Source organism: Bradyrhizobium sp. WSM4873, from assembly GCF_055811355.1.
Genome location: NZ_JBVVPS010000005.1, coordinates 107,942 through 129,647, shown reverse-complemented (window position 1 = coordinate 129,647; position 21,706 = coordinate 107,942). Strand labels below are relative to the sequence as shown.

The following is a 21,706-nucleotide window of genomic DNA, read 5'->3' as shown; positions in this document are numbered from 1 at the left end:
TCGAACAATGCAATCCATCCAATCCCCACCCTCCGTCGCGACCGAGTCCTTTTCCGAGGCTGGCCTCGCCGTCGCCCGCCTCGAAGAGATCTACGAGCGCAACACGAAGTTCCTGCGTGACCGGTTCGAAGCTTACGTCAACGGCGAGGCAATCACGACGCGGGTGCGGGCCTTCTATCCCTTCGTCCGTGTCACCACCGCGACGCATGCGCGGCTGGATTCGCGTCTCGCCTACGGCTTCGTCGCGCGGCCCGGGGTGCACGAGACCAGCGTCACGCGTCCCGATCTGTTCCGGACCTATCTCACCGAGCAGATCGGGCTATTGATCCAGAACCACGGCGTCCCGGTCGAAATCGGCGAGTCCAGCGAACCGATCCCCGTTCACTTCGCCTACCGCCGCGACATCAACATCGAAGCCGCCATCACCACCAGCGAGAATTCGTCGGTGACGCGGTCGCTGCGCGATGCGTTCGACGTGCCGGATCTGGCCACCATGGACGATGCCATCGCCGATGGCACTTTCGAGCTTCAGCCCGGCGCGCCCGAGCCGCTGTCCCTGTTTCGGGCAGCCCGCGTCGATTACTCGCTGCGCCGGCTCTACCATTACACGGGCACGGACCCCGAATATTTCCAGAACTTCGTGATCTTCACCAACTACCAGTTCTACGTCGACGCCTTCGCGCAGCTCTGCCAGCAGCGGCTTCAGGCTGGCGAGGCCGGCCTCGACGCTTTCGTTGCTCCAGGCAACGTGATCACGCGCAGCGGCGGCGCGACGACAGGCGTTGCGCCCGCGCGGGCGCCGCAGATGCCGGCCTTTCATCTGGTCGCGCCCGGCTATCGCGGCATCACCCTGATCAACATCGGCACCGGTCCGTCGAACGCGCGCAACGTCACCGACCATGTCGCCGTGCTGCGGCCCCATGCCTGGCTGATGCTCGGCCATTGCGCGGGCCTGCGCAACACGCAGCGGCTCGGCGACTACGTGCTCGCGCATGGCTATGTGCGCGAGGACCATGTGCTCGATCGTGAGTTGCCGCTGTGGGTGCCGATCCCGGCGCTCGCGGAGATGCAGGTGGCGCTCGAGGAGGCCGTCGAGGACGTCACCGGGCTCGAAGGTTTCGAGCTCAAGCGCCTGATGCGTACCGGCACCGTCGCGAGCGTCGACAACCGCAATTGGGAGATCAGCGGGCCCGATGTCATTCGCCGCTTGTCGCAGTCGCGCGCGGTTGCGCTCGACATGGAATCGGCCGCGATTGCCGCCAACGGTTACCGCTTTCGCGTGCCCTACGGCACGCTGCTGTGCGTCTCCGACAAGCCGCTGCACGGCGAGATCAAGCTCGCGGGCATGGCCAGCGAATTCTACCGCCGCCGCGTCGGCCAGCATCTCGAGATCGGTTTGAAGGCGCTGGAACGGCTCAAGCAGCAGGAATCCGAGCGACTGCATTCGCGAAAGCTCCGCAGTTTCGCCGAAGTTGCGTTTCAGTAGGCGATGGATGGCCTTTGCTGCTGACAAGCAGCGGGATTTTCGGCATCTTCGGCGCGGGGGTCGACCGGGACGACTTGATGCCACTCATGCGCGACAGGATCGTTGGCCATGATCTCGAACGGCTCGCCTTTCGCTTCACCATGCTGAACGACGGCGAGGTCGTGCAGTGCCAGATCAGCGACGCCGCGATGGACGAGCTTGCGGGCATGCAGGGCACCGAAAGCAGCGCCCGGCAGGCCCAGTTCCTGTCGCTGCGCGAGACCATCGAGCGGCTTGCGTCAGACCTCTACGACGAGGCGCCGCGGGTCAGGGGTCATGTGGTGCGGATCTTTACGCGACATTTACAGCCGTAGTTCCGCTCCGGCCTCCGCAATCATGCTCCGGGGCAGTTCATCGGTTGGTCAAGATCTAGGGTGCGTACTTAGAAAATCTGGTGCTAAGAGTAGGCGCGCGTGATGTCCGCTTGTCCTCCAACAGCGGCGCGAAAGCGGACGTTGTCGGACTTCCAAGAAGGACCGCTTGCGGACTTGCGACTCGTGCAATTGGCTTTGTATAGACGCGACGAAGCCGGAGAAAAGGCGCTTCCACGTAAACGAAACTGATGATCCCGATCGGAATCATCAGGGTGAAGCAGGCGAATGACCACGCCAATGCGACGTAGAAGTTCGAAATGTCCATGACGTGGCGTTGAACGAACTCCGCTAGTTCGACCACGAAGAACGTATGCAGCAGGTAGATCGAATAGCTATATTCGCCAATCTTCGAGAACGCCCATGAAAGGCCAGCGTTCCTCAGCCTGAAACTGGTGTCATAGTAGGCGACAAGCGACGAGTAAGCGACGGCTTCGGCGGTCGGGAGGATTATCCACAGCGGATTGCGCTCTGTTCCGTAGTAGCCACCGGCAATGTCGAACATCCAGAACCCCACAGTGAACGCTGTGAGTATTCCAATGGCGGAAAGGTGTCTTCCGGTGAAAATGTGTCGATAGCTGAACGCGGTGATGCCCAAAGCGAACTGATCTATGCGGCCAATGATCGTGTAGTACGCGAAATATTCTACTTCGCCGACCAATAGGAAGATGATGGAGCGTAGGGCAATTGCTGCTCCCACGAAGATGAGTGGTGTCCACTTATGGCGCCTGCTCGCGTAGATCAGAAAGGGCAGCGCGATATAGAAATGCATTTCGATGGTGATGGACCACGCGCCATTCGGCCAAGCTGGGACCACGAATCCCTTCGCTAGATCTGCGAGGTATCCACCAAGCCTCCCGCCCTCCGCATGCCTGATGATCCCGATCAGGATGAGGACGAGGACCAGGAGCGGGGCGAGCCGGATCAAACGGTTCCAGAAAAATGCACGGTAGTTTATCGTTTTGCCGTCAAGCAACTTCGCGAACAGATATCCGCTGAGCGTCATGAAAAGCGCCACTCCGGTGTGACCTTCGTCAAACAGGGCCAGCGGAAACACAGCCGGGGCGCCCTCGAAGGTCTCAGGATAAGCACCAGCGGCATGCGTGAAGTGCCAAGCGAAAACCATGAGCACCGCGACTGCCCGAACGTGGTCAAGCCCGATAAAGTGCAAACCTGCTGATGACTTCAATTTTATCCTTCAAGTCTCGAAAGACTTAGACCGTGCGAGGGCCAAATCGCGCCTAGAGATAGATGAGCAAAGCAACCACTGGTTAAAACTCGGTTGCTCACGGAGAAGGAGTTGTTCAGTTTTCAGCAATCGGGCGGCTATGCGATTGCACGCGACGCCTCCTCCTATGGGTAATCCACGATCGAAACGCCGAAAGAACCGCCGTCTCAAATCGTTCGAGCTGGCCTTTCAGCCGAAGAGCGTGTTTCTCGAGGAGGTGCCAGGAGGCGACAGCGACGCCAAAGGCAATCGGCAGGCTGATCAGGACGTTCAGATACCAGTACTGAAGCGACGGGCCCAGCGCTGCAACGCACTGCTGTATGACGAATCCATAGAGGTACATCCCGTAGGAATAGTCGCCGGACGACACGATCCAGATTCGCCGCGGGTTCGTGAGGCCCAGATAACACGCGATATAGGCGGCCGGCACGGCAAAAATCGCGTCGCTGCGTCCGCCGGCCATGCCGATCATGCAAAGTACAAGCGCGAACAGGCCCGTCGCCCGGTTGAACGGTACCTTGTCGCGCCAGAGGTAGAAGCCGACGCCTAGGAGGAAGCAGAACACCAGAATGTGCGGGCGAAGGTGAATGAACAGTTCGTCTGAATGGTAGATATCGTACCAGACGAGGCCGATCTGGGCGAACACCAGGAACCCAAGGTATAGTGCCCTGTTGAAGCAAATCGTGGTCGCGGCAAGAAGCGCCAGGATAGCGTAACACCACAGCTCATACGGCACCGTCCAGAGCTGAGCATTCACCAGATCAGGCACCGGATTGTAAAGAAATACACCCGGGAGTTCGAAGTGGACGTCGCCGAGCATGTTGAGAAAATAGACATGGAATCTCGGGTCCGCGAAGTACTCGGTCAAAGGCATCGCGGTGAAGATCGGGCCGATGATGATGGCTGAAAGCGTCGTCTCAACCACGAGAGCGGGCGCGATGCGAAGCACGCGCAGGCCGATAAACGAAATCAAGCTCTTGCACCTCAACAAGCTGCCCGTCACCAAGAACCCGCTCAGGGCGAAGAAGAGCGCAAGAATCGTTGCGTTCACCATGCGAAAATGGCCTGCTACCTCCATTGCCCGATCGAGGCCAAGTGTGACGTTCGCGCTGTGCAGGCAGATGATCGTGGCCGCCAGCGCAATCCGCATGTAATCGAAACCTGCAGGCCGATTGCGCGAAACAGCCAGCTGATCAGCAAGACTGAACATGGTTGTGGTCTTAGCGGGAGGCCACAAAGCCGCACGCCGAAGCGGCGATCAACCAGCAGCACTTCTCGATCCGCCGACGCGTGGCGGGCTCCCAGCGCACTTGAACCCGCGATCCGCATGCCTTTCGACGTTCCAATGCGGGGGAGCGCCCCCATGCGGAGTAGGTCAGTCCGCTGAACATTCCAGATTCCCAATTGCGACAGCAGACGTGAAACTTCGCGCTGCTTCTTGGGGTTCTAGCACGCGCATCGTGCGGTTGTATTTACAATGAGTACTATCGTTTGTGTTGGTGAAGAATTTGTTCCTAAAGTTGACGGCGGCCCTCCAAATATGGAACCGACGGGCGCCCAGTTAAGCCGGAAAGAGAAGCTCCGGATTGAAGACCCAGAAGATGCCATTCAGGACACGACGGTCATTCACCCGTGGCACGCCGCGCGAGTTATCCGGCAGCACCGGCTTAATGGCAAACCTCGTGCTTGATCTTTGGCGCCGCGAACGTGGATTTCGCTTTCCGAGGTTTGCCTGGCTCGGCTTTATCGTGTCGACCGCGGGACTGTTCTCGTACCTGGTCTTCGCAGGGCCCGGTTTGAACATCTCGCCCCTGTACCTGCTCGCCACGGGTCTCGTCACAGCTGCGGCGCTGCTGCTCCTGAAAGAGTCGCGTTGCGACTTGGCCGGCCCGGAGCAGTTGCCTCAATCCTGAGCGCCCTGCCTGATCCGGCCATCAGCTGTCGAACATGATCACGCTGCGCAGCGTCTTGCCGGCCTTCATGTTGGCAAACCCTTCGTTGATCTCGGAGAGCTTGAGCTTGGCCGAGATCCAGTCCTCCAGGTGCAGCCGGCCGCGCAGGTAAAAATCCACCAGCCGCGGCATGTCGACGCGAAAATGGTTCGAGCCCATCGAGGAGCCCTGGATCCTGCGCTCGCGCAGGAAATCGAAGCCATGAAGCTCGATCTTCTGACCGAACGGAATCATGCCGACGATCGTGGCCGTGCCGCCCGAAGCGAGCATGCCGAAGGCCTGCTCGGCCGTCTCCTTGCGGCCGAGTACCTCGAAGGAATGATGCACGCCGCCATTGGTGAGATCGCGCACCTGCTTCACGACGTCGCCGTCTGCCGGGTTGATGATGTCGGTGGCGCCAAGCTTGGTCGCAAGCTGGAGCTTGGCCGGATTGGTGTCGATGGCGATGATGCGGCCGGCGCCCGCGATCTGCGCGCCGTTGATCGCAGCCATGCCGACACCGCCGCAGCCGATCACGGCCACGGTCTCGCCGGCCGTCACCTTCGCCGTGTTCACGACCGCGCCGTAGCCGGTAATGACGCCGCAGCCGATCAGCGCGGCGAGATCGAGCGGCATCTCCTTCCGGATTTTGACGATCGCGTTCTCGTGCACCAGCATCTGCTCGGCGAAGGACGAGAGGTTGAGAAACTGATGCAGCTTCTCGGAGCGGGCCCATTGCATCCGGTTGGACGCCCCCGGCAGCAATTTCACCGTGGTGTCGGTGCAGAGCACAGTGCGGCCCGTGGTGCAATTGTCGCAGGTGCCGCAGAACACCGAAAGACAGGTGACGACATGATCACCGGGCTTCACATAAGTCACGTCGGAGCCGACCTGCTCGACGACACCGGCGGACTCGTGCCCGAGCACCGCGGGCAGCGGATGCGGATACAGGCCCTCCATGAAGTGCAGATCGGAGTGGCAGAGGCCTGCGACCGAGGTCCGGATCAGGACCTCGCGCGGGCCGGGCTTCGGCAGGCTGACATCCTCGATGACCAGAGGCTTGTTGACTTCATGGAGGACGGCGGCCTTCATCGAGCACTCCCTATCGCTTTTTTTGCTTTGAACGTGGGCGCAGCCTACGCCGCCAGGACCAGTTCGCCAACCTCGCTCATATCAGCTGCGCGGTCGCCGAGCAGCAGCGTGGCAATCTTCTGCTGCGCGGCATTTTCCGTCAGCCGGAACGGATCGCTCGGCGACACCCGGTGGTCGACCACCAGCCGCGACAACAACAGCCTTCGCGCATCGCCGCGCATGTCGTGAATACGATGTGCCTCCCAGGCGAGCGCCACGGCACTGGCGACATGATAGAGCAGGCTGGTGGCGCGGCGCGCATCGGCTTCGTTTTCGGATTTGGCCGCGACCTCGCGCGCAAAACCGACCGCGCGATCGGTGAGGCCGCGGAGCCGGTCGCGCCAGGCCTGCGGCACCGAGGGGCTGTCAGCGAGGCGGGCGTGCAGATCGGCGGCGAGCGCGGATTCGGCGCCGTGGCGGCCGACCGCGCGCCTCAGCGCATCAATCGCGACGATGTTGCCGGTGCCTTCCCAGACCGAACCGAGATGCGCATCGCGGAGCAGGCGGGCGGTCGCGAACTCCTCGATATAGCCGATGCCGCCGCGCATCTCGAGCGCATCGCCACAGACCTTTCGTGCATCGCGGGTGGCGCGGAATTTCAAGGTCGGCGTCAGGATGCGCAGCAGTGCGGCTGCATCCTGGCTGCCGGCCTCGGCGCGGTCGAGCGCGTCCGCAGTGAGAAAGCTCATCGACAACGCTTGCTCGACCGGCAGCATGATTTTCAGCATCTGGCGCCGGCCCAGCGGCAGGTCGATGATGCGGTTGCCGAACACCACGCGATTTTTTGCCACCGTCATCGCGTCATGGTAGGCGCGGCGCATCAGCGCGGTGGACTTCACGCCATTTGAAAGCCGCGACGAGTTCACCATCTCGGCCATCTGCACGAAGCCGCGGTCGAGCTTCCCGACCGCGTAGGCGATCGCGCCTTCGAGCTTGATTTCGCCCGAGGCCATCGAGCGCGTGCCGAGCTTGTCCTTCAGACGCACGATCCGGTAGTGGTTCTGCGAACCGTCGTCGAGGAAGCGCGGCATCAGGAACAGGCCGACGCCGCGCGTGCCGGGGCCGGCGCCTTCGGGGCGCGCCAGCAGCATCACGATCTTTGCGTCGGCGTTCGAGCAGAACCATTTTTCGCCGGTGAGGCGCCAATGGTCGCCTTCCTGCACCGCCGTCGTGGTCAGCGTGCCGACGTCGGAGCCGCCTTCCTTCTCGGTCATGAACTGGCCGCCCTGGGTCAGCTTGCTCATGTCGGTCTGGGTCAGGCCGTCGAGATATTTCGCCTTCAGCGCGTCGCTGCCGAAATTCGCGAGCAGCTTGGCGCAGCCGTCGGTGACGTTGATCGGGCAGCCCATGCCGAATTCGGTCTGGTTGAACAGGAACGTGAAGGCGTGCTTGGCGACGACGGGATATTTGTCCGGCCAGCCCATGATGCCCTTGCGGATCGAGAGCGCGTGGATGCCGAACTCGCCGAAGGCTGCCTTCTCCAGCTCGCGATAGGCCGGGTGGTATTCGATCCACTGCACGTCGCGGCCGAACTTGTCGCGATGGTGCAGCACCGGCGTGTGCCGGTCGGCGAGCCGCGCGCAATCGTCGAGATGTCCGCCGGCGAGTTCGCCCAGCCGATCGAGATGCGGCTCGATATGGCGGAATAGCGTCTCCGGCAGATGGATGCGCAGGAGATCGGTGAGTGCCTGATCGGCGCGGTAGAAATTCATGCCGGTGGTGTCGGGCGCCAGCAGTCCGGATGGTGCGGCCGCGACCTGTTTTGGCTGCGCGGGGGCCGGCTGTCGCATGATCGTCCTCTTCGTTTCCGCCTTGCGGCCATTTTGCGCTGATTTGGCGCTTGCCGCTTGGGATGATGTCGATCATGCTCCAGTCGCGAAAGCGGATAAAGCCGCAAATTGTCAGGGAGGCATGATCGCCGCGTGGGAGCAATTCGCCCTGCGGAATTGTGATCGCCCGGCTGGTTGTCCGCGCGGACCGTGCATAGATCAGCGGCTTCCCGTCTTCGAGAGATCACGTCATGGAACACCCGAAATACAAGATCGCCCTCATCGTCGGTGCGGGCGAAGGCCTGAGCGCCTCGCTGGCGCGGCTATTGTCCGTCCAGGGCATCCGCGTTGCGCTGGCCGCGCGAAAAATCGAGAAGCTCGGCGCGCTCTGCAGCGAGACCGGCGCCAAGGCCTATGCCTGCAACGCCATCGAGCCTGATGAGGTCGAGCGCCTGTTCGGCCTCGTCGAACGCGAGATCGGCACGCCCGATTTGGTCGTCTACAACGCCAGCGGCAGGGCGCGCGGGCCGTTCGTCGATCTCGTTCCGGCCGACGTGGCGAACGCCATTGCGGTCAGTGCCTATGGCGCCTTCCTGGTGGCGCAGCAGGCGGCCAGGCGCATGCTGCCGAACCAACACGGCGCGATCCTGTTCACCGGCGCCTCGGCCAGCGTCAAGGGCTACGCGCAATCCGCGCCGTTCGCGATGGGCAAGTTCGCACTGCGCGGGCTCGCGCAGAGCATGGCGCGCGAATTGTCGCCGCAAGGCATCCATGTCGCGCATTTCGTGATCGATGGCGGCATCAGGAGTGCAGCGCGCACGGAAGCGCCGGAAAAGCCGGATTCGATGCTCGATCCCGATGCGATTGCGGAGAGCTACTGGAACGTGTTGCAGCAGCCGCGCAGCGCCTGGAGCTGGGAGCTGGAGCTGCGGCCGTGGGTGGAGAAGTTTTGAAGGCAAGCTGCCGTAGGATGGGCAAAGGCGCATAGCGCCGTGCCCACCATCAACGACGAAACAGCAATGGTGGGCACACTTCGCTTTGCCCACCCGACAAGGGCGGGAATCATGACCAGGGAAATCACCATCGATACTGGCACCAGTGAACTCCTCTGCGTGATCCGCGATCGCGTCGCATTGATCACGCTGAACCGGCCCGAGGCGCGCAACTCGCTGTCGGACGCGCTGACCCCGGCGCTGCGCACCATGATCCGCTCCTGCGGCGAGAACCCCGATGTCGGCGCGCTGCTGATCACCGGCGCGGGCGAAGCGTTCTGCGCGGGCGGCAACGTCAAGGGCATGGGCGCGCATCGCGACCCCAAGAAGCTGGAGATGTCGCAGGAAGATCGCATCGCCGATCTCCAGGAGCGGCAACGCCTGCTCACCGGCGCACTGGTCTCGGTGCGCAAGCCGACCATCGCGGCATTGCCGGGGCCGGCGGTCGGCGCGGGGCTCGCCATCGCCATGGCCTGCGACATCCGCATTGCCGCGCAATCGGCCTTCGTGGCCACCGGCTATGCGCGCATCGCGCTCAGCGGCGATTATGGCATCGCGTGGCTGTTGACGCGCCTCGTCGGCACCGCGCGGGCGCGCGAGCTGCTGTTCACCGGCGATCGGGTCGATGCTTCCAGGTGCGAGGCCATCGGCCTCGTCAACCGCGTGGTGCCCGACGACAAATTGCAGGCGGAGGCCTTCGCACTGGCTGAATCCCTCGCTGGAGGTCCGCGCCTCGCGCTGCGCTACATGAAGGACAATCTCGACGAGGCCCTGCTGTTCGACTTCGAGACCGCGCGCGATCACGAAGCCGAGCGGCTGGTCCGCCTGACCACGACCGCCGATCACAAGGAAGCGGTGCAAGCCTTCATCGAGAAACGCAAGGCGGTGTTCACGGGGAAGTAGCGGCGAAAAAAAGCCCGGCTCCGTTTAACCAGAGCCGGGCTCGAGTGGTGTCAGGCCGAGGCTGAGGGGCTATCGGCCTGACGGGAAAGAGCGACGAGGCGCCAACTCGCGCAGGGAATGTCCTTCGGCGCGACGGAAATCTCCTTGTCGAAGCGCACCAGCTTCCAGTCGTCCGGATGATTGACGAAGGCGAAGCTCGATTTGCGCGCGAGCGAGATCATGGCCGCGTTGGAGCGCAGCGTGTCGCCGAACATGTGGTCGGCGCCAAGCGCGGCCGCGCGGCATTCGAGATTCTTCATCAGCGCGGTGGCGATGCCCTGGCCCTGCCAGCGGTCCGCAACCGACAGGCCGAATTCAAGCGTCGCGGTTGCGGCATGCAGTGCGTAGCGCGCTTCGGCGACGATGGTCTCGAAGCCGTCGACCATCATGGTCGCCACCACGGTAAAACGTTCGCGCTCGCCGACCTGAAGGAATTCCTGCAGGAGGCCCTGCGGCAGTTCGCTCATCGCACCGAAGAAGCGGTTGTAGCGGGAGCGCGTCGGGAGCGAGCGAAAATAGTACTGGAGCTCCTCGGTGTCGCGCGGCTCGACGAAGCGAACGCGCAGCGCCTCGCCGTGCCGCGTGCGCAACGTGTCCGAATATTGCTTCAGATCTTCCAGGCGAAGGGTGCTCATGACACGCGCCCCAAGGGGACCAAAGGGAAAGGAGACCGCCGGCGCCCCACAGTCAGGCGGCGCCGGCCTGGCGGCCAATCAGGCCCGCCAAAAGGGTTTGTCGGCCTCGTAGGCCACATCGCTCCAGGACAGCCCGACGTCCTGAAGGTCACGCGCGGACCAGTTGGTAAGCTCCCGGCGGGTCCGGTAGCGCTCGTGCCAGACGTGAAGGGTCTCGCCGATCTGGTGGATCAGGCCGGGTGCATGATGATTTGTCATCGAATTCTGGGTCAAAGTAGACATTTTCAGCTCCTTGAGCTAACTTGCCCGCCAATATCTGCCTGCTGATGCACTGCGACAAACGACAATTTGTACTCTTTCGCATGAAATAACGTCATGTATCCTGCTGCCAGATGACTGCCAGATTGCCCTCCCTGAACGGATTGCGGGCCTTTGAGGCCGCCGCGCGCCATCTCAGCTTCACGCTGGCCGCGTCCGAGCTGAACGTGACCCAGACCGCGATCAGCCATCAGATCCGCAGGCTTGAGGAGGAGCTCGGCATCCGGCTATTCGTCCGGCAGAACCGCGCGCTGACGCTGACGCCGGAGGCGCGCGACTATTTGCCGGGCGTCCGCGCCGCCTTCAACGACCTTCGCCTCGCCACCGACCGGCTGCTGCGCAAGGACGACGACAAGGTTCTGACGGTCTCGACGCTGGCATCGCTTGCCGCAAAATGGCTGCTGCCGCGGCTGACCGATTTCCAGGAGCACCATCCCGGCATCGACGTCCGCATCACCACCTCGACCGGCCTCGTCGACTTCCAGCGCGACAATGTCGATGCCGCGATCCGTTACGGGCGCGGCCAGTGGCCGGGTCTGCGCGCCGACTGGCTGATGGCGGACGAGCTGTTTCCGGTCTGCAGCCCGTCTCTCTTGCGCGGTGACAAGCCATTGCGCTGTCCCGAGGACCTCAAGAGCCACATGCTGCTGCACACCTCCAACGCCAACAGCGACGACTGGCGGCTGTGGTTGACGGCGGCGGGTCAGCCGGCCGACATCGCCAGGCAGCCCGGCATCACCTTCGACATGATCTTCATGACCATCCAGGCCGCGATCGACGGCATCGGCGTGGCGATGGGGCGGACCTCCTACGTTCAGGACGACATTGCCAAGGGCCGGCTCGTCGTCCCCTTCAAGATCGCGCTGCCGGCCGATGCCGGCTTCTATCTGGTCGCGCCGGAGGGTCGCCGCGAAGCGCCGAAGCTCGCCGCATTCCGCGATTGGATGATCGCTGCAACGCAGAACAAAGCCTGAGATCGCCGGCGCATGCCCGCGCCACCTGCTTCTCGCTACAGCTCCACCACGACGTAGTGGCTCTCGACCGTCACGGGTATCGTCTCGGCGATATACGGCCCCTTCACCACGCTTGCACCCGGCTCGACATGGGCCGGGTAGGCCTTCACCCGGAAGCGGCGGGGCTCGCAATAGGACTGGCCGGTTCGGATGTCGAACTCCCAACCATGCCAGGGACAGCGAATGATCTCGCCGAGCTTGGTGTATTCGATCTCGCCCGGATCCGTCGATTGCGCGAGCCCGATCAAGGGTCCCTCGCACAGCGCCGCGCCCTGATGCGGGCAGCGGTTCATCAGGCCGAAATATTCACCCTTGATGTTGAAGATTGCGATCGGCCGTCCGTCGATCTCCAGAAATTTTCGCGTGCCGGGCGGCAGCTCGTCGACCGCGGCAATCACATGCCGCGCCATCAAGCGATCCCGTACAGCTTCTTCGCATTGCCGAGATAGAAGGCCTCGCGGTTGTCGTCGCTGACGCCTGCGGGCAGCACGCGCGAGGGTTCGTCATAATCCCAATGCGGATAGTCGGTCGCGAACAGCAGCCGATCCCAACCGATCCACTTGATGACGTCGAACAGATCCTCGCGCCGCTCCGGATCCTCCATCGGCTGCGTGGTCCACCACACCTGCTCGCGGATATATTCCGACGGCGGCCGTTTGACATGCGGCACCTCGCTGCGCAGGCGCTGCCAGACCTTGTCGAGCCGCCATGCCAGCGACGGCGCCCAGCCGAAGCCGGCCTCGATCATCACCATCTTCAATTTCGGGAAACGCTCGAACACGCCCTCCAGCACCAAGCTCGCGAGCGCCGATTGCTGGCACTGCGAATGTCCGACCATTTCCTCGATGTAATAGGAAGGCCAGCCCGACGGCGTGATCGGGTTGCCGCCGAAGCCGAAGGCGTGGACGCCGACGGGAAGGCCGGCCTCTTCCGCAGCCTGATAGATCGGCCAGTAGCGACGCTGGCCGAGCGGCTCGACATTGCGGCTGAGCAGCAGCACCTGCACGAAATTCTTGTCGCCGGCGCGCTCGCGGATCTCCGCGGCGGCCGACAGTCCGTCCTCATTGCCGACGACGATGGAGGCCTTCAGCCGCTTGTCCTTGCTGGTCCATTGGTCGATCTGCCAGTCGTTGATCGCCGAGCACAAGGCAGCCGAGAGCTCGTGATTGCGGATGCCTTGCCCGGTGTTGAGCGGATTGAGCACGCCGAGCTGCACGTTGTGGGGGTCGAGCAGCTGCTTCTGCATGAAGGACAGCGAGGAGCCCTGCGGCCCGCCTTCCGGCGGATAGGCGTCGCGGCGCGAGGCGTTGGGCTGGGCCTTCGGATAGGGCGGACCTTCCATCATGCCTTGATAGGCATGGACGCCGTAGACTTCGAGATGATGCTGCCAGCGTTTGGCGAGGTAAGGATAGAGCTCGGCGCGGGTCGCGCGTGCCGGATGGATGTCGCAGTCCGCGATCGCGGTTTTGACGGTCAGTGGGGAAGCGGCTTCGGAGCTTTCGCGGAACTGAATATTCATCGCCTTGCCTCCTTTGGCAGCGGCTAAGTCAGGCGGGGATAGGTCGCATGCGGATTATCGATCATGATCTTGCGCACGAGATCGGGGGTGAGACCTGCGGGCAGCGCCTCCTGGCCGTCGAACTGCCAGTGCGGATAGTCGGTCGAGAATACGACCAATTCGTCCGACTGCATATGATCAAACAGGCGAATTAATGTCGCCTCATCCGGCGGCGCATCGAATGGCTGTAACGAAAAGCGGATGTTGCTGCGCACAATGTCCAGCGGCGCGCGATCGACCCACGGCGTCTCCATCCGCACGCCGCGCCAGAACTTGTGCAGGCGCCAGAGAAATGGCGAGATCCAGGACACCCCGGATTCCAGCATCACCATTTTCAGCAACGGATATTTGGCGAACACGCCCTCGACGATCAGGCTGGTGAGCTGGGTCTGGAACGCCTGGGCCTGACCGGCATAATCCTCGATGTGGTAGGAACCCCAGCCCACGGCGGTCGGCGGATTGTGATAGGCGGAACCGGCATGAATGCCGATCGGAAGGTCCAGCCGTTCTGCCGCCTCGTAGATCGGCCATAGCGCGCGCTTGCCGAGCGGCGTGTCGCCCATCGCCAGCATCAGCACCTGCACGAAGCGGCGGTCCGTCGCACAGCGCTCGATCTCGGCGACAGCCTTCTCGACGCTTTGGGTGGGGATCACGATGGAGCCGCGCAGCCGCGTATCGCGATCGAGCCATTCCTTCACGAGCCAGTCGTTCAGTGCGCTGCAGAAGGCGGCCTGCAGATCCTCGGAAAACACCATCTGCACGCCATAGAGCGGATTGCAGATGGCATGGGAGAGCTGAAAGGGATCGAGCACATGGCGCTGCATGTCCGCCCGGCTTTCGCCCGGCTTGCCGCTTTCGGGGCGCCAGTCGGGCCGCGCCGTGATCGGCGAGTTCTGCGGGTAGGATTGCGAGATGAGATCGACCATGCCGCGCGTCGTCACCTGATCGCGCCAATAGTCGTTCAGGTACGGCAGCAGGCTGGTCAGATGCGGCACGGCCGGATGCACATCGCAATCCACTCCGCCGGCGATCAGGGACGCCATGACGTGTCCTTCACGTTTCCTCGTCGCGTCTTCTCGCGGGCGGCGCTTGGCCGCTCCGCCTTTGGCTGCCATTGAAGCAGGCCTGCCCGGCGGCTGCAACTCGGCCAACGGCGCTGTCATATGCTAGAAAGGCCGAGCTCGGTTGCGAAGGCATAAGGGGTCAAGGAATGAAAGAGCTCGTCGGCATTGCGGAACAGGTCGCAGCGAAATTGATCGCGCGCAAACAGACCATTGCCGTGGCGGAATCCTCGACCGGCGGCCTGATCTCGGCCAGCCTTCTCGCGGTACCCGGCGCGTCCGCCTACTTCCTCGGCGGGGCCGTGGTCTACACCCGCGATGCCAGGCGCGTGCTGATGGATATTGCGGACGAAGGAATGAAGGGCTTTCGCTCCTCGTCGGAGCCCTACGCGCAGCTGCTGGCCGAGCAGATGCGCAGCCGTTTCAACTGCGATTGGGGCCTGTCCGAAACCGGCGCCGCCGGCCCCACCGGCAATCGCTACGGCGATGCGGCGGGCCACAGCTGCATGGCGGTCGCCGGGCCCGCGGTCGAGGTGATGACGCTGGAGACGGGCAGCAACGACCGCTTCGCCAATATGCAGATATTTGCAGCGACAGCGCTGAAATTGCTGTTGAAGAATCTGGAGCGGTGACCTCGTAGCGCCGTCGCAATGGCGAACGCATCAATCGTCGAACATCTTCGGCGGCACGAACCCGCCGAACTCGCGTTCGATCAGCTCGGCGAGCTTCAGCGGCGTGCGGTCCTCGAGGAAAGGCCCGATGATCTGCACGCCGACCGGCAGGCCGTCCTTCGACAGGCCGAGCGGAACGGCCGTTGCCGGCAGGCCCGTCAGCGTGGCGATGCCGGGCCAGGCAAGCTGGTCCGGATAGGCGTGGTCCTTGCCATCGATATTGATCCGGCGCTTTTCCTGCTCCGGCGAATGATCATGCGGATAGGCCGGCGTGGGCATGATCGGACAGATCACCGCATCGAATGTCCTGAACAATTGCCGCCATTGCGCGCGCAGGCCGGCGCGGGCGCCTTCGTCGAACACCCAGGCCTGATGTGTGCTGGTCATGCCACGCAGCCGCTCGGCAGCAAGACTCTTGTCGTCGGGCGAGAGCTGCGCCGCTCCGGCACGCGCGCCGGCGAGAATGTCCGGCGGAGAGAAGGCGCCCAGAAAGCCCATCAGCATGCGCATGTAGAGGCGAGAGGCTTCCGTGAAGTCTGGAAACAGCGGGCTTTCGCGCGTTATGCTCGCGCCGGCGCTCGACAATTGGTTCGCCAGCTTCTCGATGGCGCTGCGAATGTCGGCATTCGCAGGCAGCAGCGGGTGGCTGTCGATCACCAGCACACGGAAATCCTTCAGCGCGCGGTGTCGCGCCTCCGGCAGCGCTAGCTTGTATCCGACGCCCAGGTCCAACGGATCGGGACCTGCCATCACATCCAGGAGCAGGGGCAGGTCGACTGCGCTCCGCGCCATCGGACCGATCACCGCCATATCGCGCTCCATCGGGATGGCTGGAAATGGCGGCGGCGTGTGGCCACGCGTTGGACAGAGATTGTAGGTCGGCTTGTGCGCATAAACCCCGCAATGAAAGGCCGGCACGCGCAGCGAGCCGCCGATGTCGGACCCGAGCGAGAGTGGTCCGTAGCCTGCCGCCAGCGCCGCAGACGAGCCGCCCGACGAGCCACCCGGCGTGCGGCCGAGATCGAATGGATTGTTGGTCGTACCGTAGATCTCGTTGTAGCTCTGCCAATCCGCCAACCCCACGGGCACGTTGGTCTTGCCGAGGATGACGCCGCCGGCACCCTTCACCCGCGTGATCGAGAGCGCATCCTCGGGCGGCTTGAAATCTTTCTGCGGCGTCCAGCCCCAGGTCGTGGGCAGGCCGGCGATGTTGAAGGATTCCTTGATCGTCATTGGCAGGCCGAGCAGCGGCTTGTGCTCGCCGCGGGCCAATGCGCCGTCCGCCTCGCGTGCGGCGTCCAGCGCGCGGTCGAAATCCCGCACGCAGATCGCGTTGACCTTGCCGTCGTGCCGTTCGATGCGGTCGATCGCATCCTGCGTGAGCTCGACCGCGGAAACCTTCTTCGCGGCCAACGCGGCCGACAGCGCGACCGCGCTCTTGAAGCTCCATTCGGATTTGGCCATGGCGCATCTCCTGTTCTTATTGTCGAACGATGATGCGCAGTTTGGCCCAGCACCGCAACCGCCGTTTGATCGCGATTGACATGTGAGCAAGACGGAACGCGGTGAGCCAAGCAATCACTCGCAGTCATCGCCCGGCTCGGGCGATCCAGTATTCCACCGGGGCCGATCGGACACGGAGAGGCCGCGGCGTACTGGATGCCCCGCCTTCGCGGGGCATGACACCGAGAGTGAGGCTGTTACGCCGCTCCGATCAATATCCCCACCGCCAGCACGATCGCGCCGCCGAGGACGATCTGGAACACGGCCTGGAGGAACGGTGTATCCATGTAGCGCGCGCGGATGAAGGCGATTGCCCACAATTCGAAGAACACGACAATTCCGGCAATTCCGGTCGCGATCCAGAATGCGTTGGCCCAGCGATCGGGCACGAGATAGGGCAGGGTGTGCCCAAGCCCGCCGAGCGTCGTCATCAAGCCGCAGGTGAGACCGCGCAGCCAGGGCGAACCACGCCCGGTCAGCGAGCCGTCGTCGGACAGCGCTTCCGCAAAACCCATGCTGATGCCGGCGCCGATCGAGGCGGCGAGGCCAACCAGAAACGTTTGCCAGTTCTGATGCGTCGCGAAGGCAGCCGCGAACAGCGGCGCCAGCGTCGAGACCGAGCCGTCCATCAGGCCGGCGAGACCTGGTTGCACATATTGCAACACGAACATGCGCCGGTTGGTGCGGTCTTCCTCGGCGCGCACGTCAGAACTCAGGATCTGGTCCGTCAGCTTCGCCGCCACCTCTTCGTGGCCCTTCTCGGCCTCGGCCAGATCGCCGAGCAGGCGGCGCACGCCGACGTCCTGCGCCTGCTCAGCCGCCTTCACGTAAAAGCGCTCGGCCTGCAATTCCATTGTCTCGACTTCCCTGCGGACGGTGTCGAGCGGCAGGTTCTTGGTGAGCCAGACCGGACGACGGCGCAGGAAGCCTTTGACATCCTCGCGGCGGATCGGGGGCAAATGCGGACCGAAGCGCTGCTCGTACATTTCCAGCAGCATGTGACGATGGCCGCGCTCTTCCTCGGCCATCTGCTCGAAGATCTTGGCGGAGTCCGGATAGCGCTCCTTGAGGTCTTCGGCGAAGCTCATATAGATGCGGCTGTCCTCCTCCTCGGAGGAGATCGCGACCGCAAGCACCTCGCGCTCGGTCAGATCGGCAAAATTCTTCACGGCGGCCCTGTCTGATTAGTTTAGAATAGTTCTAAACTATATAGGGCGCCGAAGTTCCCGGGTCAAATCACGCCCCGGCTCTTCGCCAGGAAATCGAGCAGCAGGCGGCTCACCTCGGCCGGCTGTTCCTGCTGCACCCAGTGACCGGCGCCGTCGACGAGGTGGCAGCCGAGCAGCTTCGTACAGGTTCGCGCCTGCATCGCCTCGAACACGCCGGGACGCTGATAGGTGCCCCAATCCTGCTTGCCCGAGATGAAGCAGGAGGGGACGTCGATGGTGCGGCCGGCCAGCAATTCGAGCTGGCTGTTGAATGCACCCGATGTGCCGCAGCGATACCATTGCAGGCCGCCCTGGAATCCGGTGCGGCCATATTCGGCGCTGTAGTAGGCGAGCTCGCGGTCGGGGAGCCATTGATTGGCCGCGATCGCGGCCGGCGAGGGCATCTCCTTCGCAACCGTCTCGGCCATGGTCTCGTTCAGGTCCATCACATAATAGGTCGGCAGCTTCGCCAACTCGTTCGCCGACCACGATTTCAGCGGATATGGCTTGTTGTCGGTCCAGTCCGCGCTCTTGTGATGATAGTAGGCGCGCAGGAAATTATGCACGCCTTGCGGCGCGCAGTGCATATCGGCATTCGCCGGGCGTGTCGCATAATACCACTGATAGTGCTTGCGTGGACGCGGCAAGGCGGCGAGCTCGCGATGCACGGGGTCTTCGGCCGGGGGCTTTGCCGGCGTGTCGACCGTGTTGAACGGCAGCGGCGGCGCTCCGCCGAACGGCGCGCTCATCATCGCCACCGAACGAAACACGTCGGGCCGCATCAGCGCGCACCAGGCCGCGACCGGGCTGCCGAAATCGTGGCCGACCACATCGACCTGCCTGTAGCCGAACGCCGACACCAGCCCGAGCGCATCCCGCACCAGGTTGAAGAGCGAAAACGGTGCGAGATCGCCGTCGTACTCCGCGCTCCATCCCGTCGTCCGGCCATAGCCGCGCTGGTCCGGCGCGATCACGTGATAGCCGGCCGCGCTCAGCGCCGGCATCACCTTGCGCCAGGAAAAAGCGAGCTCGGGAAAGCCGTGCAGCAGCAGGATGCAGGGCCGTCCCTTGGTCTCGAAGCCGGCCTCCAGCACGTGCATGCGCAGGCCGTTGATGTCGTCGACATAGCGTGAGCGAATGCCGGCGGGGAGCGGGATCTCGGGGAGGTCGGTCATTGCTTTCTCCACACGGGTGGAATCGTAGGGTGGGCAAAGGCGCGCTTTGCGCGCCGTGCCCACCATCATTCTATAACGCGTTTGGCATGGTGGGCACGCTTCGCTTTGTCCACCCTACGGCATCTCGGCTAGATCACACCGCCGCGCAGACGAAGCCGCTGCCCTTGCGCTTGATCTTCCCCGCTGACGGCGACGGAAATGCGCGGTGCAGCACAGCGTGTCGGTGTCGCAATAGCGTTCCAGGAAGCTGCGGCGCGTCGTTGCCGCCTTGGCCTGATCGAGGTCGAACTTGACCGACAGCTCCGGATAGAGCGTCTGGATCGGCGAGTGCATGAGGTCGCCGGAGAACACGGCGTCGTCCCTGCCGTGGCCCATCGTGATGGCGATATGGCCCGGCGTGTGGCCGGGCGTCGGCAGAATACGAACGTGATCGCCGATCTGGTGATCGTTGCCGACGAGCTCGTGGCGTTTGGCCTCGACCACCGGCAGCACGCTGTCGGCGAAGGGTGGCACCTCCGCCTTCGCGTTCTGCTCGGTCCAGTGATCGAACTCCTGCTTGGCGAAGACGTAGCGCGCTTTCGGGAAGGTCGGCACCCAGCGGCCATTCTCCAGCCGCGTGTTCCAGCCGACGTGATCGACGTGCAGATGCGTGCACATCACGAAGTCGATGTCGTCGACCGAGAATCCGGCGGTGTTGAGTCCGCGCAGATAGGTGTCGTCGGTCTTCATGTTCCATTTCGGCCGCTGCGGCCGGGGCTTGTCGTTGCCGATGCAGCTGTCGACCAGAATGGTGTGGTGCGGCGTCTTGATCACGTAGGACTGGAAGCACAGCATCAATGTGTCGCTGTCATCCAGGGCTTTCGCCTCCCTCATCCATACGCGGTTCTCGGCCAGCAGCTCCGGTGTCAGCCCCGGCAACATCTCCAGTGCCGGCACGAACGAGGTTTCCTGCTCGATGATGCGATGGATGGTGAGATCGCCGACCGCGTATTTCAGGCTCATGAGAACTCCGAAGAGTTAAGCCGCGGGCGGCACCGAGATATTCACGGAGGGCCGCTCCAGCATCTTCTGGTGGAAGGCGTCGAGCTTCGGATAGGCCTTGCGCCAGCCGCAATCGGCGAAGCGGAAGTCGGCATAGCCGAGCACGCAGACGAGGCCGATCTGCGAGATATCGAACGGGCCGTTCAGCACTTCAGGCATGTTCTCGAAGCGCGCCATGCCGATCCAGGCCCGGTTCCAGTGGTCGTCCGACCACGCCTGCCATTGCAGGCCCTGCGGCCGCACCATCTTCTCGTAGCGGCACAGCAGCATGGAATCGAGCATGCCGTTGATCAGGGCATGATTGGTCTTGGCCTTCCAGCGCCGCGGACCGTAATCGGGGATCAGGCTGCCGCCGGCCATCTCGTTGAGATATTCGACGATGACGTAGGAGTCCAAAATAACATCGCCGTCATTGGTGATCAGCACCGGCAACTTCTTCAGCGGCGTGATCTTCGAATAATCCTCGTTGGCCGTGCCGGGCGCGACGGTCGCCGGCGTGAACTCGATCTTGTCGATCAGCCCGAGCTCGATCGCGGCGATGCGCACCTTGCGGGCGAAGGGGGATGCGGGGGAGAAGGTGAGCTTCATGGGACAATTCCCTGCGATCGGTCTTGAGCAAACGGTGTCTCCTCCGTCATGGCCGGGCTTGACCCGGCCATCCACGCGCTTCCGCGTGGTTAGACTGTGAGACGTGGATGCCCGGGACAAGCCCGGGCATGACGGCGAGTGTTGCGCTGGCCGCGGCTTACGCCGCGACGATCTCCTGGCGCTGTTCGCCGAGGCCTTCGATGCCGAGCGTGATGACGTCGCCGACATTGAGGAAGGTCGGCGGCTTCATGCCGAGGCCGACGCCGGGCGGGGTGCCTGTCGTGATGATGTCGCCGGGCAGCAGCGTCATGAACTGAGAGACATAGGAGATGCACTTGGCCATCGAGAAGATCATGGTCTTGGTCGAGCCGGTCTGACGGCGCTGGCCGTTGACGTCGAGCCACATCGGCAGGTTCTGCACGTCCTTGATCTCGTCCTTGGTGGCGAGCCAGGGGCCGAGCGGGCCGAACGTGTCGTGCGACTTGCCCTTGGTCCACTGACCCAGGCGCTCGATCTGGAAGGCACGCTCGGAGACGTCGTTGCAGACGCAGTAACCGGCGACGTGGTTGAGCGCGTCGGCTTCCGAGACGTATTTTGCGCGCGTGCCGATGATCGCGGCGATCTCGACCTCCCAGTCGAGCTTGGTCGAGCCGCGCGGCTTCTCGACGGCATCGTTCGGGCCGGACAGCGAGGTGTTGGCCTTCATGAAAATGATCGGCTCGCTCGGGATCTCGGCGCCGGTCTCCTTGGCGTGGTCGCTGTAGTTGAGGCCGATCGCCACGAATTTCGACATGCCGGTGACGGGGGCGCCGAACCGCGGCTTGCCGGAGACGGCGGGCAGCGAGGCCGGATCGAGCGCCGCCAGTTTCTTCAGGCTCTCGGGCGAATAGGCCTCGCCGGTCAGGTCCTTCACATGCGCCGACAGGTCCCGCAACTGGCCGGATTTGTCGATCAGGCCGGGCTTCTCCGCACCCTTCTCGCCATAACGAACAAGCTTCATTCTCGTTTCTCCCTGGAATGGACCGATCGGTTGAACAGCTTCATGG

Annotated in this window: 20 protein-coding genes and 2 pseudogenes; 6 read left to right on the top strand and 16 right to left on the bottom strand. The window is 63.3% G+C overall.

Annotation, left to right across the window (positions count from 1 at the left end; all coding sequences use genetic code 11):
• The first annotated feature begins 7 nt into the window (after positions 1–7).
• Both AC0L21_RS10445 and AC0L21_RS10440 read left to right on the top strand, forming a co-directional pair.
• The gene (locus tag AC0L21_RS10445) at positions 8–1,486 is read left to right on the top strand and encodes an AMP nucleosidase (RefSeq protein WP_473260935.1); all 1,479 of its coding nucleotides are present in this window, start codon (positions 8–10) and stop codon (positions 1,484–1,486) included.
• A 77-nt stretch (positions 1,487–1,563) separates the two neighbouring features.
• The gene (locus tag AC0L21_RS10440; RefSeq protein WP_473260933.1) at positions 1,564–1,839 is read left to right on the top strand and encodes a DUF1488 family protein; all 276 of its coding nucleotides are present in this window, start codon (positions 1,564–1,566) and stop codon (positions 1,837–1,839) included.
• A gap of 55 nt (positions 1,840–1,894) precedes the next feature.
• On the opposite strand, the gene AC0L21_RS10435 is transcribed toward AC0L21_RS10440, so the two are convergent.
• From AC0L21_RS10435 to AC0L21_RS10415, 5 genes and pseudogenes are all read right to left on the bottom strand, one after another.
• On the bottom strand, positions 1,895–3,085 hold the full coding sequence (locus AC0L21_RS10435; protein ID WP_473260930.1) for an acyltransferase family protein: 1,191 nt from the start codon (positions 3,083–3,085) through the stop codon (positions 1,895–1,897).
• A 115-nt stretch (positions 3,086–3,200) separates the two neighbouring features.
• Positions 3,201–4,334, bottom strand: a complete 1,134-nt coding sequence (locus AC0L21_RS10430; protein WP_473260926.1) for an acyltransferase family protein — start codon at positions 4,332–4,334, stop codon at positions 3,201–3,203.
• Between the two features lie 381 nt (positions 4,335–4,715).
• A pseudogene (locus AC0L21_RS10425) lies at positions 4,716–4,796 on the bottom strand (IS5/IS1182 family transposase); the annotation flags it as partial.
• A gap of 262 nt (positions 4,797–5,058) precedes the next feature.
• On the bottom strand, positions 5,059–6,147 hold the full coding sequence (locus AC0L21_RS10420) for a Zn-dependent alcohol dehydrogenase (protein ID WP_027570101.1): 1,089 nt from the start codon (positions 6,145–6,147) through the stop codon (positions 5,059–5,061).
• 44 nt (positions 6,148–6,191) lie between these two features.
• Complete coding sequence (locus tag AC0L21_RS10415) at positions 6,192–7,976, bottom strand: acyl-CoA dehydrogenase family protein (RefSeq protein ID WP_473260924.1); 1,785 nt, start codon at positions 7,974–7,976, stop codon at positions 6,192–6,194.
• A 230-nt stretch (positions 7,977–8,206) separates the two neighbouring features.
• Here AC0L21_RS10415 and AC0L21_RS10410 point away from each other — a divergent pair, with 230 nt between their 5' ends.
• Positions 8,207–8,908: an SDR family NAD(P)-dependent oxidoreductase gene (locus AC0L21_RS10410; protein WP_473260921.1), complete on the top strand. Its 702-nt coding sequence runs from the start codon at positions 8,207–8,209 to the stop codon at positions 8,906–8,908.
• Positions 8,909–9,019: 111 nt separating this feature from the next.
• Positions 9,020–9,850: an enoyl-CoA hydratase gene (locus tag AC0L21_RS10405; RefSeq protein WP_473260919.1), complete on the top strand. Its 831-nt coding sequence runs from the start codon at positions 9,020–9,022 to the stop codon at positions 9,848–9,850.
• 50 nt (positions 9,851–9,900) lie between these two features.
• Here the strand turns inward: AC0L21_RS10405 and AC0L21_RS10400 are convergent, their stop codons facing one another.
• Complete coding sequence (locus AC0L21_RS10400; protein WP_473260917.1) at positions 9,901–10,524, bottom strand: GNAT family N-acetyltransferase; 624 nt, start codon at positions 10,522–10,524, stop codon at positions 9,901–9,903.
• Positions 10,525–10,602: 78 nt separating this feature from the next.
• Complete coding sequence (locus AC0L21_RS10395; RefSeq protein WP_007599575.1) at positions 10,603–10,806, bottom strand: DUF1127 domain-containing protein; 204 nt, start codon at positions 10,804–10,806, stop codon at positions 10,603–10,605.
• 110 nt (positions 10,807–10,916) lie between these two features.
• Here AC0L21_RS10395 and AC0L21_RS10390 point away from each other — a divergent pair, with 110 nt between their 5' ends.
• Positions 10,917–11,816, top strand: coding sequence for a transcriptional regulator GcvA (locus tag AC0L21_RS10390; protein WP_473260915.1), 900 nt, complete (start codon positions 10,917–10,919; stop codon positions 11,814–11,816).
• 35 nt (positions 11,817–11,851) lie between these two features.
• Here AC0L21_RS10390 and AC0L21_RS10385 read toward each other — a convergent pair whose 3' ends face one another.
• The 3 genes from AC0L21_RS10385 to AC0L21_RS10375 are packed head-to-tail and all read right to left on the bottom strand — an operon-like array spanning position 11,852 to position 14,456.
• On the bottom strand, positions 11,852–12,265 hold the full coding sequence (locus AC0L21_RS10385; RefSeq protein ID WP_473260913.1) for a Rieske (2Fe-2S) protein: 414 nt from the start codon (positions 12,263–12,265) through the stop codon (positions 11,852–11,854).
• On the bottom strand, positions 12,265–13,374 hold the full coding sequence (locus AC0L21_RS10380; protein ID WP_473260911.1) for an amidohydrolase family protein: 1,110 nt from the start codon (positions 13,372–13,374) through the stop codon (positions 12,265–12,267). The genes AC0L21_RS10385 and AC0L21_RS10380 overlap by 1 nt, the downstream gene beginning before the upstream one ends.
• Positions 13,375–13,397: 23 nt before the next feature.
• Positions 13,398–14,456 (bottom strand): amidohydrolase family protein, encoded by a 1,059-nt coding sequence (locus AC0L21_RS10375; RefSeq protein ID WP_473260909.1) that lies wholly within the window; start codon positions 14,454–14,456, stop codon positions 13,398–13,400.
• Between the two features lie 167 nt (positions 14,457–14,623).
• Between AC0L21_RS10375 and AC0L21_RS10370 the strand changes: the two genes are divergently transcribed.
• The gene (locus tag AC0L21_RS10370) at positions 14,624–15,106 is read left to right on the top strand and encodes a CinA family protein (protein WP_473260907.1); all 483 of its coding nucleotides are present in this window, start codon (positions 14,624–14,626) and stop codon (positions 15,104–15,106) included.
• A gap of 30 nt (positions 15,107–15,136) precedes the next feature.
• Here the strand turns inward: AC0L21_RS10370 and AC0L21_RS10365 are convergent, their stop codons facing one another.
• The 6 genes and pseudogenes from AC0L21_RS10365 to AC0L21_RS10340 form a co-directional block, all read right to left on the bottom strand.
• Positions 15,137–16,609 (bottom strand): amidase, encoded by a 1,473-nt coding sequence (locus AC0L21_RS10365; protein WP_473260905.1) that lies wholly within the window; start codon positions 16,607–16,609, stop codon positions 15,137–15,139.
• A 236-nt stretch (positions 16,610–16,845) separates the two neighbouring features.
• Positions 16,846–17,817 (bottom strand): iron exporter MbfA, encoded by a 972-nt coding sequence (mbfA, locus tag AC0L21_RS10360; protein ID WP_007605213.1) that lies wholly within the window; start codon positions 17,815–17,817, stop codon positions 16,846–16,848.
• Positions 17,818–17,879: 62 nt separating this feature from the next.
• The gene (locus AC0L21_RS10355) at positions 17,880–19,031 is read right to left on the bottom strand and encodes an alpha/beta hydrolase (protein WP_473260902.1); all 1,152 of its coding nucleotides are present in this window, start codon (positions 19,029–19,031) and stop codon (positions 17,880–17,882) included.
• A 133-nt stretch (positions 19,032–19,164) separates the two neighbouring features.
• Positions 19,165–20,033: pseudogene (locus AC0L21_RS10350) on the bottom strand (MBL fold metallo-hydrolase).
• Between the two features lie 15 nt (positions 20,034–20,048).
• Positions 20,049–20,660 (bottom strand): glutathione S-transferase family protein, encoded by a 612-nt coding sequence (locus AC0L21_RS10345; protein WP_473260900.1) that lies wholly within the window; start codon positions 20,658–20,660, stop codon positions 20,049–20,051.
• A 157-nt stretch (positions 20,661–20,817) separates the two neighbouring features.
• Complete coding sequence (locus AC0L21_RS10340; protein WP_007599594.1) at positions 20,818–21,660, bottom strand: fumarylacetoacetate hydrolase family protein; 843 nt, start codon at positions 21,658–21,660, stop codon at positions 20,818–20,820.
• Positions 21,661–21,706: the final 46 nt, after the last annotated feature.

Excerpts from the sequence above, each read along its gene's own strand:
- AC0L21_RS10445 (WP_473260935.1), top strand. The coding sequence starts at position 8 with ATGCAATCCATCCAATCCCCACCCTCCGTCGCGACCGAGTCCTTTTCC.
- AC0L21_RS10440 (WP_473260933.1), top strand. The coding sequence starts at position 1,564 with ATGCCACTCATGCGCGACAGGATCGTTGGCCATGATCTCGAACGGCTC.
- AC0L21_RS10430 (WP_473260926.1), bottom strand. The coding sequence starts at position 4,334 with ATGTTCAGTCTTGCTGATCAGCTGGCTGTTTCGCGCAATCGGCCTGCA.
- AC0L21_RS10420 (WP_027570101.1), bottom strand. The coding sequence starts at position 6,147 with ATGAAGGCCGCCGTCCTCCATGAAGTCAACAAGCCTCTGGTCATCGAG.
- AC0L21_RS10415 (WP_473260924.1), bottom strand. The coding sequence starts at position 7,976 with ATGCGACAGCCGGCCCCCGCGCAGCCAAAACAGGTCGCGGCCGCACCA.
- AC0L21_RS10410 (WP_473260921.1), top strand. The coding sequence starts at position 8,207 with ATGGAACACCCGAAATACAAGATCGCCCTCATCGTCGGTGCGGGCGAA.
- AC0L21_RS10405 (WP_473260919.1), top strand. The coding sequence starts at position 9,020 with ATGACCAGGGAAATCACCATCGATACTGGCACCAGTGAACTCCTCTGC.
- AC0L21_RS10400 (WP_473260917.1), bottom strand. The coding sequence starts at position 10,524 with ATGAGCACCCTTCGCCTGGAAGATCTGAAGCAATATTCGGACACGTTG.
- AC0L21_RS10395 (WP_007599575.1), bottom strand. The coding sequence starts at position 10,806 with ATGTCTACTTTGACCCAGAATTCGATGACAAATCATCATGCACCCGGC.
- AC0L21_RS10390 (WP_473260915.1), top strand. The coding sequence starts at position 10,917 with ATGACTGCCAGATTGCCCTCCCTGAACGGATTGCGGGCCTTTGAGGCC.
- AC0L21_RS10385 (WP_473260913.1), bottom strand. The coding sequence starts at position 12,265 with ATGGCGCGGCATGTGATTGCCGCGGTCGACGAGCTGCCGCCCGGCACG.
- AC0L21_RS10380 (WP_473260911.1), bottom strand. The coding sequence starts at position 13,374 with ATGAATATTCAGTTCCGCGAAAGCTCCGAAGCCGCTTCCCCACTGACC.
- AC0L21_RS10375 (WP_473260909.1), bottom strand. The coding sequence starts at position 14,456 with ATGGCGTCCCTGATCGCCGGCGGAGTGGATTGCGATGTGCATCCGGCC.
- AC0L21_RS10370 (WP_473260907.1), top strand. The coding sequence starts at position 14,624 with ATGAAAGAGCTCGTCGGCATTGCGGAACAGGTCGCAGCGAAATTGATC.
- AC0L21_RS10365 (WP_473260905.1), bottom strand. The coding sequence starts at position 16,609 with ATGGCCAAATCCGAATGGAGCTTCAAGAGCGCGGTCGCGCTGTCGGCC.
- AC0L21_RS10355 (WP_473260902.1), bottom strand. The coding sequence starts at position 19,031 with ATGACCGACCTCCCCGAGATCCCGCTCCCCGCCGGCATTCGCTCACGC.
- AC0L21_RS10345 (WP_473260900.1), bottom strand. The coding sequence starts at position 20,660 with ATGAAGCTCACCTTCTCCCCCGCATCCCCCTTCGCCCGCAAGGTGCGC.
- AC0L21_RS10340 (WP_007599594.1), bottom strand. The coding sequence starts at position 21,660 with ATGAAGCTTGTTCGTTATGGCGAGAAGGGTGCGGAGAAGCCCGGCCTG.